Raw genomic sequence first — 14,834 nt, 5'->3', positions numbered from 1 at the left:
GCCGTAGTCAATCATTGAGAAATGGTGGGCACGGCGCAAACGCGCCTTTGCCCACCCTACGAGAGCTACGCCCGCATCACTGCGTCGGCGAGCAATCCCGCAAACAGCAATAGGCCTGCATCCCTGTTCGACTTGAACAGGCGCAGGCACAGCTCGGGATCGTCGATCCGGAGCCGCACGATCTGCGATGCCAGATGCACGGCGAAGGCGGTCAGCCCGAGCCACGCCGGCCAGCGCGCATCGCCGGAGGCCAGCGCCACGCCGATAAGCATCACCGACAAGCCGTAGAACAGGATCAGCGCCTGGTGCGTGTGCGCACCGAACAGGCGCGCGGTGGATTTGATACCGATCAGCGCGTCGTCCTCGGTATCCTGATGCGCGTAGATCGTGTCATAGCCGATCACCCAGGAGATCGCGCCGGCATAGAGCACGAGCGCGGTGAGGTCGATGCGCCCGAAGGTGACGGCAAAGCCCATCAGGGCGCCCCAGGAGAAGGCCAGGCCGAGCACGATCTGCGGCCACCAGGTGATGCGCTTCATGAAAGGATAGATCGCGACGATCAACAGCGAGGCGATGCCGGTCAGGACTGCGAAGCGGTTGAACTGCAACAACACCACGAGGCCGATCAGCGCCTGCGCGATCATGAAGACCAGCGCCTGCTTGGTGGTCACCTGCCCTGACGGCAGCGGCCGCGAGCGGGTGCGCTCGACCTTGTCGTCGAGATCGCGGTCGGTGATGTCGTTCCAGGTGCAGCCGGCTCCGCGCATGACGAAGGCGCCGATGAAGAACAGTACGATGGTGAACGGCAGGCCGCGGACGTCATGCGCGATGCCGGCGGCGAGCGCCGCCGACCACCAGCACGGCATCAGTAACAGCCAGGAGCCGATCGGACGGTCGAAGCGGGACAGACGCAAATAGGGTCGCGCCCATGGGGGCGCGAGCGTATCGACCCAGTTGCCGGTGGAATCGGCAACGCGGGCGGATGTATCGCTCATCGGGTCAGGACGTTGCCGTTGAGCGTATCGAAGGTGCTGCCGCCCTTCTTGCCGGCGTTGGCCTCAGGCGCCGAGCCCGAACCCAGCACCTCGCTCAGTGAGGGGCCTGCCGGACCGCGCGGCTGGTTCTGCATCTGCTGCGCAACGTTGCAGACCTTGGTCGCCATGGCCTCGGTGTTCTTGTGGCCGGCCTTCATCTGATCACCGACCTGCGCCGGGATTCCGCATTTGGCGGCGTTGGTCTCGATGTACTTGATCATCTTCGTTTCAGCCTGGCTGAAATTGCGGATCAGCTTGCAGGCCTCGTCCGGCGGCGCATGACGGTCGCTCGCCGCCTTGATCAGCTTGCCGCGCTTTTCGGCCTCCTCGCGCAAGGGAATAAAGGCCTTCATGCAGTCCTCGCCGGGACCAGCTTGCGTTGGCGGAGCCGCGCTGAATGCGCCGGCGCCGCCGAGCGGGGCAGCGCCGTTCACGGGAAACGAGGATTGCGGCGCGGTGCCGACCGACGCGCTGGGCGCCGAGCCGTTCACAGGTGGAAACGGCGAACTGCTTGCAGCCTGATTGGGCAGCGGCGCCGGGAACGCGCTTTGCGCGTCAGCGCCAGCTACGCCCAGGGTGACCATGGCGGCAGTGATCGGAACCATCAAATGACGGATCATCAAGATAGTCTCTCCGGCAGGATCTTACGGGTTCGGCGTCTTCCCAATTGAAGCGCAACCAGCGTGTTCGCGTTTTTACGATTCCCGCCGACGCTTAACAACCCGTGGAATTGGGCAAGAGCGCGGCGCTGGGACGCACCATTCTGGCAATATTTACCCCTAAAACTACGGGTTTCGGTTAAGAACGGCGGCAAATCGGACCTTTGACGATGCCTGCCCACGATTTTCGCGCCCCCCGCCTGTTCGTCGACGCGCCCCTCGCCCAGGATGCCAGGGTTCCGCTCGACCGCGACCAGAGCAACTATCTCGGCAATGTGCTGCGGCTTGCCGCCGGGGCGGAGGTCCTGGCCTTCAACGGCCGTGACGGCGAGTGGCAGGCGGCCATCGAAGGCCGCAAGCGCCCGGACGGCCTCGTCATCCTCCAGCAGACCCGGCCCCAGGACCGGCTTGCCGACCTCGCCTACGTCTTCGCCCCGCTCAAGCATGCCCGTCTCGACTACATGGTGCAGAAGGCCATCGAGATGGGCGCGGCAAGGCTTCAGCCGGTCCTGACCCGGTTCACCCAGGCCTCCCGGGTCAACACCGAGCGGATGCGGGCCAATGTCGTCGAGGCCGCCGAGCAATGCGGCATTCTGAGCATCGCCACCGTGGCCGAGCCGGTGGCGCTGGAGCGCTTCCTCAGCCAGCGGCCGGCCGACCGCCTGCTGATCTTCTGCGACGAGGCGGCGGAGGTCGAAGACCCCATCCAGGGCCTCCAGAGCGCCCGCGAGACCGGCCAGGGTATTGACGTGCTGATCGGCCCCGAAGGCGGCTTCGCCGCGGAAGAGCGCGCGCTGCTGCTGCGGCAGCCGAAGATCCTGCGACTGGCGCTGGGGCCAAGGATCATGCGGGCCGACACAGCCGCGGTGGCGGCCTTGGCGCTGGTGCAGGCAGTCTTCGGCGATTGGGGCAAGTCCGCCTGATCCCGGCATTGCCCGCCTGTTAAGCGATTGATCCTTTGGAGGTCGAAACCGCCTATCGGCCATGCTAAGGGCTGCGCAACTTCCCTCCCTGCCCGGTTCCACCGGGACGATGGACCCCGTTATGACCGCGACTGCCACCTCAGATGCTGCCGGCTCCGCCTGGGCGGATACGCTGCTCTTGTCGTTCGCGCAGGCGGGCTATGTCAGGGCCGAGCCCGCGATCCTGCAGCCGGCCGAGCCGTTCCTGGACCTCTCCGGCGAAGACATCCGCAAGAGCCTGTACTTGACCACGGACCTCTCCGGCGAGGAGCTCTGCCTGCGCCCGGACCTGACCATTCCCGTGGCGCGCGATTACCTCGCCTCTCCCCAAGCCGGCCAACCGGCCGGCTTCAGCTATCTCGGCCCGGTGTTTCGTTACCGCAGCCGCCAAGCCAGCGAATTCCTCCAGGCCGGCATCGAATCCTTCGGCCGCCAGGACCGCGCCGCGGCGGACGCCGAGATGCTGGCGCTGGCGCTCGAGGCGACCGCGGCCTTCGGCGTGGGCGACGTCGAGATTCGCACCGGCGACGTCGCGCTGTTCAATGCCCTGCTCGACGCGCTGGATCTCTATCCGGTCTGGCGCCGTCGCCTGATCAAGGATTTCAAGCGCAAGATCAGCCTGGAGCAGGATCTGGAGCGGCTCACGGCTGCAACCACCGCGACCCGCAGCGAATATGAGGGCGTGCTCGCCGCGCTTGCCGGCTCCGACCGCAAGGCGGCGCTGGCCTTCGTCACCGATCTGATGTCGATCGCCGGCACCACCAATGTCGGCGGCCGCACCACGGCCGAGATCGCCGACCGCTTCCTCGAGCAATCGACCCTCAAGGGCGGCGCGCTGCCGCGCGAGGCCATCACCGTGCTCAAGCGCTTCCTCTCGATATCGGGCAATCCCGACGACGCCGTCGCGGAACTGCGCGCACTCACCGCGGACGCCAAGCTCGATCTCACGGCTGCGATCGACCAGTTCGAAAGCCGGGTCGGCTTCATGGCGGCGCGCGGCATCGACGTGAAGCTGGCGCGCTTTTCGACCGCATTCGGACGCGGGCTCGACTATTACACCGGCTTCGAATTCGAACTGCATCACAGGGGCAACGGCACCGAGCCGCTGGTCGCCGGCGGCCGCTATGACGGACTGATGACACAGCTCGGATCAGTCGAGCCGATCCCCGCGGTCGGGTTCTCGGTCTGGGTGGACGCGCTGACCAGGATCGGCCGCAAGGTGGGAGCTTAAGCTATGAGCGGGCCTTTCGTTCTGGCCGTTCCCTCCAAGGGCCGCCTTCAGGAAAACACCGAAGCGTTCTTTGCCCGCGCCGGGCTCAAGCTGTCGAAGGCCGGCGGCGCCCGCGACTATCGCGGCACGATCGCGGGCCTCGACAATGTCGAGGTCGCCTATCTCTCGGCGAGCGAGATCGCCTCGCAATTGTCGCGCGGCTTTGCGCATCTCGGCGTCACCGGCGAAGATCTGGTGCGCGAGACCATCGCCGATGCCGACAACCGCGTGTCCCTGATCGAAGGGCTCGGCTTCGGCTATGCCGACGTCGTCGTCGCGGTGCCGCAGGCCTGGATCGACGTCCGCACCATGGCCGACCTCGACGACGTCACCACCGGCTTCCGCGAGCAGCATCACATGCGGATGCGGGTCGCGACCAAGTTCATCAATCTCACCCGCGCTTTCTTCCAGAGCCACGGCATCACCGATTACCGCATCGTCGAAAGCGCCGGCGCGACCGAAGGGGCGCCCGCGGCCGGCAGCGCCGAGCTGATCGTCGACATCACCACGACCGGCGCCACGCTCGCCGCCAATGGCTTGCGGGTGCTCGACGACGGCGTGATCCTGCGCAGCCAGGCCAATCTGGTCGCGTCGAAAGATGCCGACTGGTCGCCGCAGGCGCGGGAGACCGCGCGCATCATTCTCGATCACATCGCGGCGCGGGCGCGGGCCAACAAATATCGCGAGGTCCGCACCCGCTTCCGGCAGTGCGACGCCGCCCTGCTCGGCGAGGCCCATAGCCGGTTCGGCGTCGAGGCCCCGTTTGGCGGACCGACCTCGTCAGGCATGTTAACGCTGCACTGCCCTCCAGGGCAGCTCTACGCGCTGGCGAGCTTCCTGCGCGAGCATGGCGCCGAGACCGTCTCGGTGGTTTCGCTCGACTACGTGTTCGACCGGGAGAACCCGCTGTTCGCCAAGCTCGAAGCGTTCCTGCGGCGGTGAACCCGGTTTCGTTCAGCGTAGCGACAGCAAACGGCAGCTACCATATGCTGTCGAGAAGACCTGAAGGCATCTGGAACCTTGATCGATGACGCTGGGCTCTGACGTATCCGGCATGACGACCACAGCGGCCGGCGCCGCCGCGAAGGGACTGTCGATTGTCGTCCCCGTCTACAACGAGGCGGCGGGCCTTGCCGCCCTGCACCAACGGATCTGCGAGCTCGCGAAAACCTTGCGCCAGAGCTATCGCCTGGCTTGCGAGGTCGTCTATGTCGATGACGGCAGCAAGGACGCGACGCTGTCGATCGCCCGCAGCCTTCCGGCCGACGCGATCGGCGTCCAGGTGGTCTCGCTCTCGCGCAATTTCGGCAAGGAGGCGGCGCTGATGGCCGGCCTCGACCATGCCCGGCTCGGCGCCGTCATGTTCATGGACGGCGACGGCCAGCATCCGCCGGCCCTGATCGAGCAGTTAGTGCGGCACTGGATCGATGACGGCTACGACGTCGTCTACACCGCCAAGGCGCATCGCGACAACGAGCCCTTCCTGCGCCGCGTCGCCGTGCACGGCTTCTACGCGCTGATCAATTGGGGCGCGCGGCAGAAGATTCCGGAGGACGCCGGCGACTTCCGCCTGCTCTCGCCGCGCGCGGTCGCCGCCCTGCGGCAATTGCCCGAGCGCAACCGCTTCTTCAAGGGCCTGGCCAGCTGGATCGGCTTCCGCCAGATTCGCGTCGACTACGAACCGGCGGCACGCGCCCATGGCGTCACCACCTTCAACGCCGCCAGCCTGCTCGGCCTGTCGATCGAGGGCCTGACTTCGTTCTCGGTGGCGCCGCTGCGCTTCGCCAGCCTGCTCGGCGTCATCCTCGCCGGAGGCGCCTTCCTGTTCGGCCTTTCGATCCTGTGGGAGGTGTTCACGACCGGTAAGCAGGTGCCCGGCTATCCTTCGCTCGTGATCGGCCTGATGACGATCGGCGGCGTGCAGCTCATCATGATCGGCATCGTCGGCGAATATATCGGCAAGATCCTCTCCGAGCTGAAGGCGCGCCCGATCTACTTCGTGGCCGAGCACAGCGAAAAGCACTTCGAGACCGACAAGGCGGACGACGCCTCGAAGAGGACGGCGGCCGAATGAATGCGGCCGCACGCCTGCGGCGAATCTGGCTCTGCGCCGACGATTACGGCATCAGCCCGGGCGTCAATCGCGCCATCCGCGACCTGATCGAACGCGGCCGCCTCAACGCCACCTCGGTGATGATGGTGGGACCTGCGATCGGGCGCGGCGAGATCGAGGCGCTGGACGCGGCAGCCAAGTCGAGCCCGCGCTGCGCGATCGGACTGCACGTGACGCTGTCGGCCCCGTTCCGGCCGCTGACCATGCACTTCCGTCCTCTGGACGGCGACATGTTCATGCCGTTTCCAAAACTGCTGCGCGCCGGCTTGACGCGGCGGCTCGACCGCGAATTCATCCGCAACGAGGTCAAGGCGCAGCTGACGGCCTTCATGGAAGCATTCGGACGCGCGCCCGACTTCGTCGACGGTCACCAGCATGTGCAGCTCTATCCGCAGGTGCGGGACGGCTTCATCGATGCCGTCAGCGACGGTGCGCCAAATGCCTGGGTGCGTCAGGGCGGCCGCGATCTGCCGCTCAGACAGCGGCTGGCCTCGCCGAAGGCCATGGTGCTCGACATCCTCAGCGCGCAATTCCGCCGCCGCGCCGCGGGTGCCGGGCTCAGCTTCAACCCCGGCTTTGCCGGCGCCTACGACTTCACCCGCGCCGCTGATTTCGGCGAGTTGATGCGGCAGTTTCTGGACGGCCTGCCGGATGGCGGTCTCGTGATGTGCCACCCCGGCTTCGTCGACGAGATCCTCGTCGGCCTCGACCCGATGACGGAGGTTCGCGAACGCGAGCACGCCTATCTCGCCGGCGATGCCTTCCCACGTCTATTGGCAGACAGCGGCGTCACGCTCGAGTGAAATCGGTCAAAGCAGCCTTGCGAGGCAGCTTGTCGCATACCGAAATTTAATCCGGCCGGCACTGTTGGGGCCACAATGGAACCCTACATCTCCTGCGCGCTTGGTTTTGCGCGAAGGAGAGAGATCATGACGCCGCAGGAACGCCAGCTCGTTGACGACCTTTTCGACCGGCTTTCAAAGCTGGAAAACGCACCGCGCGATCCGGACGCGACCGCCGCGATCTCCGAGGGGCTGCGCAAGGCGCCCGGCGCGGTCTACGCACTGGTGCAGACTACGCTGCTGCAGGACGAAGCGCTGAAGCGCGCCCATAACCGCATCCAGGAGCTGGAAGCGGGCCAGGCGCCCGAGCAGGCGCAGTCCGGCGGCTTTCTCGACACCATGCGTGACACGCTGTTCGGCGGCGGCCCGTCGCGCGGCTCGGTCCCGAACGTGCCGCCGCGCGATTCGCGGCCCCTGTGGAATACCGGCCAGGCGATGCAACAGGGCCAGCCGGGTTACGGCCAGCCGCCTTACGGACAGGCTTACGGCCAAGGTCCCGGCCAGGGCTATGGCGCGCCGCCGGCCGGCGGTGGTGGCGGCTCGTTCCTCGGCACGGCAGCGGCGGCGGCCGCTGGCGTAGTCGGCGGCTCGCTGCTGCTGTCCAGCATCCGCGGTATGATGGGCGGACCGCATCAGCAGGCTTTTGGCGACACCAATGCGCTCGGCGACCGCAGCGCTGGTGGAAGCCCCTGGGGCGGCAGCGACCAGTCCAGCGGATCGCTGGCGCGCGACGCCGGCCTCAACGACATCGGCTCCAAGGGCGATTCCCGCCAGGGCTTCTTCGACCAGGCGTCGAACGACGATCGGAACAACAACGATCAGCACTACGACGATAACGGTGACAACATGGACGTGGCCGACAGCGACTTTGGCGGCGACGACGATGGCGGCAGCGATTACGCGTGAGCAATCATCCCGTAGATGTGGAACGGCCGCCTTCTCGGCGGCCGTTTTCTTTTGCGCTCAGCTCAACTGCCTTTGCCACATGCAGGCGAAGCCGTTCGATATAGTATGACTAATGTGTGCGCTATTGGACTTCCCTGAGCTGACGTTGCCCGACGTGCCTGAGTTCACCATGAAAAGCGAAACGGCCTTCGGACACGCGCGGCCGTAGAGTCCCGGATTTCCAAATGCGGACATGGGTGTTCAACTCGAAGAACACATTGCTCATGCCACACACCCTGCCGTTCTTGGCTATAGTCGGGGGTTTAATGATGAGTTCACTTCAGCAGCGCATTGCAACCTTGACCGACGCGACGACACATCTCATCACCGAATTGTGCGAGCTGGAAGGATTGCACGAACGTGTCAGGAAGGCGGAGCTGTCGGCACGGCGGCTGAACCGCTCCGCTGGCGCACCGCATTCCCCTCCGTCAACTCGTCGGCGCTGCTCCGTTTCCCCGCGAATGGGGTCGACGCGGCACCGCCAGCGAGTTTAGACCCAGCTGAAGGCGTGCGCCGGAGGCACGCACGCCTTCGATGCCGCCCACCCGGCGCGAATGCCGAGTTGACGGCCCGCATCGAGCGTATGGCGCCTCACATCACCACGACCTTGGTGCCGACATTGACGCGGCCGTAGAGGTCGATGACGTCCTCGTTGCGCATGCGGATGCACCCGGAGGAGACGTTGGTGCCGATGGTCCAGGGCTCGTTGGAGCCGTGGATGCGGTAGAGCGTCGAGCCGAGATACATCGCGCGCGCCCCGAGCGGATTTTCAGGACCGCCTTCCATGTGGCGGGGCAGATCCGGTCGGCGCGCCAGCATTTCCGCCGGCGGCGTCCAGGCCGGCCATTCGCGCTTGGCCGTGATCGACTTCACGCCGGACCAGGTGAAGCCGGGACGCCCCACGCCGATGCCGTAGCGCATCGCCCGGCCATTGCCCTCGACGAGATAGAGGTACTTGTTCGGCGTATCGACCACGATCGTGCCGGGACTTTCCTTGCCGCTATAGTCAACGAGTTGCTTCTCGAACTTGGGATCGAACGGACGCTGCCGCGGATCGACCGCCTCCTGCTGCAGCGCGCCTTGTTGATATCCGCCTTGCATCTGCGGCTCGCTCATCGGCGGCAGACGGCGCTGGTCATAATAGGCCGGCTGCTGCTGATACACCGGTCGCTCCGGCGCATAGGCCGGACCGCGGCCCGGGCCGTCGCCGAAGAGGAACTCGATGAAGCCGCCGCCCAGGTTCGCGTTGGAGGCGACACGTACCGGCGCCGGCGGCACTTGCGGGGCATAGAGCACTGCAGGCGGATCGTTCGGCACCGTGTTGTCGAAGGCGCTGGCGCCGTTCGTGCCGGCCATGAAGGTGCAAGCGCTGCCGAGCAGCGCGACAGACATTTTCTTGAACATCGACGTACTCTGTACTGTTTCGTCTAGATCACATGCGTCGTGGAGAGCGCCTGGCTGATCGGCCGCCGCGACGTGGTCAATAAAAGGCAAAAGCCGTTTTGTTTGGTAAACAGGAACGCCGTTTGGATTCACCACGTCGTCAGGCGCGGGCCAATTCGGCGATCAGCGTTTATTTTCGATGAACGCGGCGCGGCCATGGTTAATCGCTTCTTTGCGCAGTGTCGCGCGGCGCAACCACAACAGTTCCGGCTGTGAACTTCGTGTTAAATCGCTTCTGCCTACAAAGACGCGTGAGTGAGGTGGGGGAGTGTCCTGATGGCTGTTCACCGCAAACGTTTTCGTGTCGAGGATATCGCTGGTGGCGAGATGCCCATTCTAGACGTAACTGAAGAGGCAGGGCCGATGCACAGCGAGATCATGGCCGAGCTGCGCGCGATCCGCGCCCAGATGGCGAAGGGCATCACGGCGGCCCCGCTGTCCGGCAGCGCAGCCATGGCGGCGATCGACGCCTCCACGGCACACGAGCTTGCCGAAGCCCGCACCATGCTCGAGACCTATCGTGCGCAGATCGAGCAGTGCGAGAAGTTGAAGGTCGAGCTCGACCTCATTCACGACGCCATCGATCGCACCAAGCGCGAGATCGCGACGCTGCACGGCAAGAGCTTCGACGGCGGCGAGATGGCCAAGGTCAATGGCGAACTCGGCGCAGTCGTCGGCGGCACCGAGCAGGCGACCCAGCAGATTCTCGAAGCCGCCGAGTCGATCGACCAGGCAGCCAGCGCGATGTCCAAGGTGCAATCGGCCGATCAGCAGAAGCGACTCGCCGACGACATCCAGGAACGCGTCATCTCGATCTTCGAAGCCTGCAACTTCCAGGACCTGACCGGTCAGCGCATCAGCAAGGTCATGGGCACGATGAAATTCATCGAGCAGCACATCAATGCGATGATGGAGATCTGGGGCGGCGTCGACGCGATCAAGGCCCATGTGCCCGCGCATGCGCATGTCGATAACCGCACCGAAGAAGAGAAGCTTCTCAACGGCCCGAAGCTCGCCGGCGATGTCGGCCATGCCTCGCAGGACGACATCGACGCGCTGTTCGATTGAGCGGACGCGAGATAGAGACGATGCAAAACGCCGGCCCTGGGGGCCGGCGTTTTTTGTTGTCTCCGTCGTTGCGAGGAGCGAAGCGACGCAGCAATCCAGTCTGCTTCCGAGGAGACAAGTCTGGATTGCTTCGCTGCGCTCGCAATGACGCGTGGTCAGGCCGGAACCCGATCACGCCCGCGGCGCGCAGCGGACGTAGACCATATTGCCGTAGCGGACGGCAGCGTCCTTGTCGATGAAGCGGGTGATCAGCACGCGACCGTCGAAGGATACGATTTCGCGGTCCTGATCGCCGGGGGTGGGACCGGCGGGACCGATATAATTCTTGCCGCTGGGCGAGCCCTTCAGCCGCAGCTCCTGCGGGGTCGCCTGGTCGGCCAGATGCATGATGACGCCGCCGGAGGAACCAGCGGTGATCACGTAGGGATTCCTGCACTGGGCCCTGGCCGCGGCTTCGGTGCGGGCGCGATCGGCCGGATTTTGGAACGAGGCGAGACCCCAGCGGCCGACGATCTCGTCGGCGCGGATCGTTGCGGGCATTTCGGGAGCGACGCCCGGTTCGGCCGCGGGCGGCGGTGGGGAGGACGTCAAGGACGGCAGGCTGAAGCCGCCACCGCAGGCGCCCAGCAGCAGCGCCAGACAGGAGGCGGCGGCAAGATTGGCCACCGTGCGCGCGTGAGCTGAACTGATCATGGCATTCCCCCCAACAAGACCACGGCCGCACCCCTCCCGCAGCCAAGCGCAAAATCGCTGCCGGAGCAATGACGTCCTTTGATACGCCGATGCCCCGAACGAGTTTCCAATGCCACCATCCTATATCCGCCTCAACAATCGCTTAACCACCTTTGCTTGACAGGATCGCGGCCAAGCCATATTTCCGGGCGCACTATTAGCACTCGGAAAGCCCGATTGCTAAGCGCGCCGTTCGGTCCTCGGGGAGAGGTTGGACGGAAGCGCCGCCCCACCCACTTCCACTACTTCCGAAGCGAGCCTCCAAAGGGAAACGTCATGGCTAAATCCAAATTTCGTCCGCTGCATGACCGTGTCGTGGTCAAACGTATCGACGCCGAGGAAAAGACCAAGGGCGGCATCATCATTCCCGACACCGCCAAGGAAAAGCCGTCCCAGGGCGAAATCGTCGCCGTCGGCCCCGGTGGCCGCGACGAGACCGGCAAGCTGATCCCGATCGACCTCAAGGTCGGCGACCGCGTGCTGTTCGGCAAGTGGTCGGGCACCGAGGTCAAGATCGACAATGAAGAGCTCCTGATCATGAAGGAGTCGGACATCATGGGCGTTCTGGCCTAAGGCCGTCCGCCTGAACAGCCGCTGAATGTCATGCCCGGATCGGACGATCCGGGCATCCATCGTTCCGAACCAGCGGCAAGACACATCACGAAACACGAGGGATTGCAGAAATGGCTGCCAAAGACGTCAAGTTTTCCGGAGACGCGCGCGATCGCATGCTGCGCGGCGTCGACATTCTCGCCAACGCCGTCAAGGTGACGCTCGGCCCCAAGGGCCGCAACGTCGTCATCGAGAAGAGCTTCGGCGCGCCCCGCATCACCAAGGACGGCGTCACCGTCGCCAAGGAGATCGAGCTCGAGGACAAGTTCGAGAACATGGGCGCCCAGATGGTGCGTGAGGTCGCCTCCAAGACCAACGACCTCGCCGGCGACGGCACCACCACCGCGACCGTGCTCGCCCAGGCCATCGTGCGCGAAGGCGCCAAGGCAGTTGCCGCCGGCATGAACCCGATGGATCTCAAGCGCGGCATCGACACAGCGGTTGCGGCCGTGATCAAGGACATCGAGAAGCGTGCCAAGCCGGTCGCGGCCTCCTCCGAGGTCGCCCAGGTCGGCACCATCTCGGCCAACGGCGACGCCGCCATCGGCAAGATGATCGCCCAGGCGATGCAGAAGGTCGGCAACGAGGGCGTCATCACCGTCGAAGAGAACAAGTCGCTCGACACCGAGGTCGACATCGTCGAGGGCATGAAGTTCGACCGCGGCTATCTGTCGCCCTACTTCGTCACCAATGCCGAGAAGATGACCGCCGAGCTCGAGGACGCCTACATCCTCCTGCACGAGAAGAAGCTCTCGGGCCTGCAGGCCATGCTGCCCGTGCTCGAAGCCGTGGTGCAGTCGGGCAAGCCGCTCGTCATCATCGCCGAGGACGTCGAGGGCGAGGCACTGGCCACGCTGGTCGTCAACCGCCTGCGCGGCGGCCTCAAGGTCGCGGCCGTCAAGGCGCCGGGCTTCGGGGACCGCCGCAAGGCCATGCTCGAGGACATCGCGATCCTGACCGGCGGCCAGCTCATCTCCGAGGAGCTCGGCATCAAGCTCGAGAACGTCACGGTGAAGATGCTCGGCCGCGCCAAGAAGGTGGTGATCGACAAGGAGAACACCACCATCGTCAACGGCGCCGGCAAGAAGCCCGACATCGAGGCGCGCGTCGGCCAGATCAAGGCGCAGATCGAGGAGACCACCTCGGACTACGACCGTGAGAAGCTCCAGGAGCGTCTCGCCAAGCTCGCCGGCGGCGTCGCGGTGATCCGCGTCGGCGGCGCGACCGAGATCGAGGTCAAGGAGAAGAAGGACCGCGTCGAGGACGCCCTCAACGCCACCCGCGCCGCGGTGCAGGAAGGCATCGTTCCCGGCGGCGGCGTCGCGCTGCTGCGCGCCAAGAAGGCGGTCGGCCGCCTGTCCAACGACAATGCCGACGTCCAGGCCGGCATCAACATCGTGCTGAAGGCGCTGGAAGCTCCGGTCCGCCAGATCTCCGAAAACGCCGGCATCGAAGGCTCGATCGTCGTCGGCAAGATTCTGGAGAACAAGTCCGAGACCTTCGGCTTCGACGCCCAGAACGAGGACTATGTCGACATGGTCGAGAAGGGCATCATCGATCCCGCGAAGGTGGTGCGCACCGCGCTCCAGGACGCCTCCTCCGTGGCCGGCCTGCTGGTCACCACCGAGGCCATGGTCGCCGAGATGCCGAAGAAGGACGCCCCGCCCGCCATGCCGGCCGGCGGCGGCATGGGCGGCTTCTAAGCCTCTTCTTCCATTGCAGCGTTATGAAGGCCGCCTCCGGGCGGCCTTCTTTTTTGCCGACCCTGCCCTTCCGCTTTCCGATTCAACCGGCAGCCAAAACCCACTACGGTGGCGCGCCGATTCTATTGATCGAGGGTTCGTCGATGCGCGCGCTTCTGGTTTGCCCAACAGTTGTCCCGGCATTTGTCCTGGCGGCTCTGCTTGCCACCTCGCCACATCCCGCATCCGCCCAGATGAAGCTGTCGCCCAAGGCCACGACGCCCGGCGGCACCGAGACGCGCTATTTCACCTCGATCGACGGGCTGATGGACGGCAATGCCGACGTGATCCTGAAGGAGACGCGCCAGGGCAAGACGCTCACCGCGGCCGTGCTCGACGTCTGCTATCCGGTCGCGAAGAATTCCGATCGCAAGGACCGCTTCGTCGTTAATTTGCAGGTCGCGGGCCAGAACCTGACCGGCACCACCCAGAGCATGAGCGAAAAGGCGCCCGTCAGCGTCAAGCTGCTGCGCAAGCAGAACGGCGACACGTTCGAGTTCCGCGGCCAGATCAGCATCGGCCAAATGGTGACCGAGGTCACCTCGCCCGACAATTCCGATCTCAGCGAGAGGGAATTTCAGGACAACCAGACCTCCGACGACGGCATCACGGCGCAGCCGAAGGATTTCACCGACGTCTCGCCCGAAGCGATCGCAGTCAAGGTCAAGCTGGATGCGGCGACCGATTTCCTGAAGAGCCTGAAGGGCCAGGACGTCGAGGTCGCCCTGACCAGCCTCACCGTCGGCTGCGATGCGCTGCGCGCCGGCGAGCAGACCATCAACATGTCGGTCGATCCCGAGCGGGCCGGCGCGCTGCTGGCGAAGTTCAAGGCGATGCCAGGCGTCACCGCCGCCGGCTGGACCGCTGGGCTGACCGAGATGGACCGCACCATCCGCTTCACTGCTGCCGATTGGCGCGAGGGCGACAAGATCAACCGCACCAAGCTGTCGACCACCGTTGCGAACGTCCTGAGCCGAACTCTCGCAGCAAAGCCGGTCTCGCAAAGCTTCAACCCCGCCACCGGCAAGCTCAAGCTGGTGTTCAAGCGGCCGAACCCGGATTTTCCGGCGCTGGAGCTGACCGACACGATCGAGGTCGCAGGCCTGGTCTCGCCCGACAAGCCCGGCACCACCGACAAGCTCATGCTCTGGATCGGCAGCCCCGTGACCACGACCGCCGACGAAAGCAGCGGCGCGAAGCTGAACCTCTCCGACGGCACCTCGATCGACGAGGAAGGCGAGCTGCCCGACGACAACGGCTCGATCGACGCGCTCGCCAAGGAGCTGAAGGGCCAGCGCTGGGACGCCGACAAGTCGGTGTGGAAGTAGGCCGATGACGATCGTGCCCCGGACGCAGCGCGATGCGCTGCAGAGCCGGCGCCCAGAGGCCACAAGCAGAATTGCAACTAAGAA

General features: G+C 65.3%; 14 protein-coding genes. 10 read left to right on the top strand and 4 right to left on the bottom strand.

The genetic code is table 11. The features are described from left to right. Window positions 1–65: 65 nt before the first annotated feature. Together ubiA and BCCGELA001_RS06280 are read right to left on the bottom strand one after the other, a co-directional pair. Window positions 66–995, bottom strand: a complete 930-nt coding sequence (gene ubiA, locus BCCGELA001_RS06285; RefSeq protein ID WP_060734855.1) for a 4-hydroxybenzoate octaprenyltransferase — start codon at window positions 993–995, stop codon at window positions 66–68. Further along, a complete protein-coding gene (locus tag BCCGELA001_RS06280; protein WP_060734854.1) occupies window positions 992–1,654 on the bottom strand; it encodes a hypothetical protein in 663 nt (220 codons plus the stop codon). The genes ubiA and BCCGELA001_RS06280 overlap by 4 nt, the downstream gene beginning before the upstream one ends. A 209-nt stretch (window positions 1,655–1,863) precedes the next feature. Between BCCGELA001_RS06280 and BCCGELA001_RS06275 the strand changes: the two genes are divergently transcribed. From BCCGELA001_RS06275 to BCCGELA001_RS06250, 6 genes are all read left to right on the top strand, one after another. Continuing rightward, window positions 1,864–2,616: a 16S rRNA (uracil(1498)-N(3))-methyltransferase gene (locus BCCGELA001_RS06275; protein ID WP_008544141.1), complete on the top strand. Its 753-nt coding sequence runs from the start codon at window positions 1,864–1,866 to the stop codon at window positions 2,614–2,616. A 121-nt stretch (window positions 2,617–2,737) separates the two neighbouring features. Further along, on the top strand, window positions 2,738–3,886 hold the full coding sequence (locus BCCGELA001_RS06270) for an ATP phosphoribosyltransferase regulatory subunit (RefSeq protein WP_060734853.1): 1,149 nt from the start codon (window positions 2,738–2,740) through the stop codon (window positions 3,884–3,886). 3 nt (window positions 3,887–3,889) lie between these two features. After that, a complete protein-coding gene (gene hisG / locus BCCGELA001_RS06265) occupies window positions 3,890–4,867 on the top strand; it encodes an ATP phosphoribosyltransferase (protein WP_060734852.1) in 978 nt (325 codons plus the stop codon). Window positions 4,868–4,952: 85 nt separating this feature from the next. Beyond that, window positions 4,953–5,999 carry a glycosyltransferase family 2 protein gene (locus BCCGELA001_RS06260; RefSeq protein ID WP_008544129.1) on the top strand — a complete coding sequence of 349 codons (1,047 nt, stop codon included), beginning with the start codon at window positions 4,953–4,955 and terminating at the stop codon, window positions 5,997–5,999. Further along, complete coding sequence (locus BCCGELA001_RS06255; protein WP_008544128.1) at window positions 5,996–6,841, top strand: ChbG/HpnK family deacetylase; 846 nt, start codon at window positions 5,996–5,998, stop codon at window positions 6,839–6,841. The genes BCCGELA001_RS06260 and BCCGELA001_RS06255 overlap by 4 nt, the downstream gene beginning before the upstream one ends. A gap of 126 nt (window positions 6,842–6,967) precedes the next feature. Then, window positions 6,968–7,786 (top strand): DUF2076 domain-containing protein, encoded by an 819-nt coding sequence (locus BCCGELA001_RS06250; protein ID WP_008544127.1) that lies wholly within the window; start codon window positions 6,968–6,970, stop codon window positions 7,784–7,786. Window positions 7,787–8,416: 630 nt separating this feature from the next. Here the strand turns inward: BCCGELA001_RS06250 and BCCGELA001_RS06245 are convergent. After that, window positions 8,417–9,229, bottom strand: coding sequence for a L,D-transpeptidase (locus tag BCCGELA001_RS06245; RefSeq protein WP_008544126.1), 813 nt, complete (start codon window positions 9,227–9,229; stop codon window positions 8,417–8,419). A 315-nt stretch (window positions 9,230–9,544) separates the two neighbouring features. Between BCCGELA001_RS06245 and BCCGELA001_RS06240 the strand changes: the two genes are divergently transcribed. Continuing rightward, on the top strand, window positions 9,545–10,336 hold the full coding sequence (locus BCCGELA001_RS06240) for a protein phosphatase CheZ (RefSeq protein WP_060734851.1): 792 nt from the start codon (window positions 9,545–9,547) through the stop codon (window positions 10,334–10,336). Between the two features lie 171 nt (window positions 10,337–10,507). On the opposite strand, the gene BCCGELA001_RS06235 is transcribed toward BCCGELA001_RS06240, so the two are convergent. Further along, window positions 10,508–11,029: a hypothetical protein gene (locus BCCGELA001_RS06235; RefSeq protein WP_008544109.1), complete on the bottom strand. Its 522-nt coding sequence runs from the start codon at window positions 11,027–11,029 to the stop codon at window positions 10,508–10,510. A 315-nt stretch (window positions 11,030–11,344) separates the two neighbouring features. Between BCCGELA001_RS06235 and BCCGELA001_RS06230 the strand changes: the two genes are divergently transcribed. From BCCGELA001_RS06230 to BCCGELA001_RS06220, 3 genes are all read left to right on the top strand, one after another. Further along, complete coding sequence (locus BCCGELA001_RS06230; RefSeq protein WP_008544107.1) at window positions 11,345–11,641, top strand: co-chaperone GroES; 297 nt, start codon at window positions 11,345–11,347, stop codon at window positions 11,639–11,641. Window positions 11,642–11,751: 110 nt separating this feature from the next. Next, a complete protein-coding gene (groL, locus tag BCCGELA001_RS06225) occupies window positions 11,752–13,383 on the top strand; it encodes a chaperonin GroEL (protein WP_060734850.1) in 1,632 nt (543 codons plus the stop codon). 143 nt (window positions 13,384–13,526) lie between these two features. Next, entirely contained in the window at window positions 13,527–14,750 is a 1,224-nt protein-coding gene (locus tag BCCGELA001_RS06220) for a hypothetical protein (protein ID WP_060737513.1), read from the top strand. Window positions 14,751–14,834 lie beyond the last annotated feature (84 nt).

The sequence above is a fragment of the Bradyrhizobium sp. CCGE-LA001 genome (genome assembly GCF_000296215.2).
In the GTDB taxonomy this organism is placed as follows: Bacteria; Pseudomonadota; Alphaproteobacteria; order Rhizobiales; family Xanthobacteraceae; genus Bradyrhizobium.
Note: the sequence above shows the minus strand (reverse complement) of the source record. Positions and strands in the feature narration are given on the sequence as shown.

What these genes read in the sequence shown, in the direction of transcription:
- groL (WP_060734850.1), top strand. Translation starts at nt 11,752, where the DNA reads ATGGCTGCCAAAGACGTCAAGTTTTCCGGAGACGCGCGCGATCGCATG.
- BCCGELA001_RS06240 (WP_060734851.1), top strand. Translation starts at nt 9,545, where the DNA reads ATGGCTGTTCACCGCAAACGTTTTCGTGTCGAGGATATCGCTGGTGGC.
- BCCGELA001_RS06230 (WP_008544107.1), top strand. Translation starts at nt 11,345, where the DNA reads ATGGCTAAATCCAAATTTCGTCCGCTGCATGACCGTGTCGTGGTCAAA.
- BCCGELA001_RS06270 (WP_060734853.1), top strand. Translation starts at nt 2,738, where the DNA reads ATGACCGCGACTGCCACCTCAGATGCTGCCGGCTCCGCCTGGGCGGAT.
- ubiA (WP_060734855.1), bottom strand. Translation starts at nt 995, where the DNA reads ATGAGCGATACATCCGCCCGCGTTGCCGATTCCACCGGCAACTGGGTC.
- BCCGELA001_RS06235 (WP_008544109.1), bottom strand. Translation starts at nt 11,029, where the DNA reads ATGATCAGTTCAGCTCACGCGCGCACGGTGGCCAATCTTGCCGCCGCC.
- BCCGELA001_RS06255 (WP_008544128.1), top strand. Translation starts at nt 5,996, where the DNA reads ATGAATGCGGCCGCACGCCTGCGGCGAATCTGGCTCTGCGCCGACGAT.
- BCCGELA001_RS06245 (WP_008544126.1), bottom strand. Translation starts at nt 9,229, where the DNA reads ATGTTCAAGAAAATGTCTGTCGCGCTGCTCGGCAGCGCTTGCACCTTC.
- hisG (WP_060734852.1), top strand. Translation starts at nt 3,890, where the DNA reads ATGAGCGGGCCTTTCGTTCTGGCCGTTCCCTCCAAGGGCCGCCTTCAG.
- BCCGELA001_RS06275 (WP_008544141.1), top strand. Translation starts at nt 1,864, where the DNA reads ATGCCTGCCCACGATTTTCGCGCCCCCCGCCTGTTCGTCGACGCGCCC.
- BCCGELA001_RS06280 (WP_060734854.1), bottom strand. Translation starts at nt 1,654, where the DNA reads ATGATCCGTCATTTGATGGTTCCGATCACTGCCGCCATGGTCACCCTG.
- BCCGELA001_RS06220 (WP_060737513.1), top strand. Translation starts at nt 13,527, where the DNA reads ATGCGCGCGCTTCTGGTTTGCCCAACAGTTGTCCCGGCATTTGTCCTG.
- BCCGELA001_RS06260 (WP_008544129.1), top strand. Translation starts at nt 4,953, where the DNA reads ATGACGCTGGGCTCTGACGTATCCGGCATGACGACCACAGCGGCCGGC.
- BCCGELA001_RS06250 (WP_008544127.1), top strand. Translation starts at nt 6,968, where the DNA reads ATGACGCCGCAGGAACGCCAGCTCGTTGACGACCTTTTCGACCGGCTT.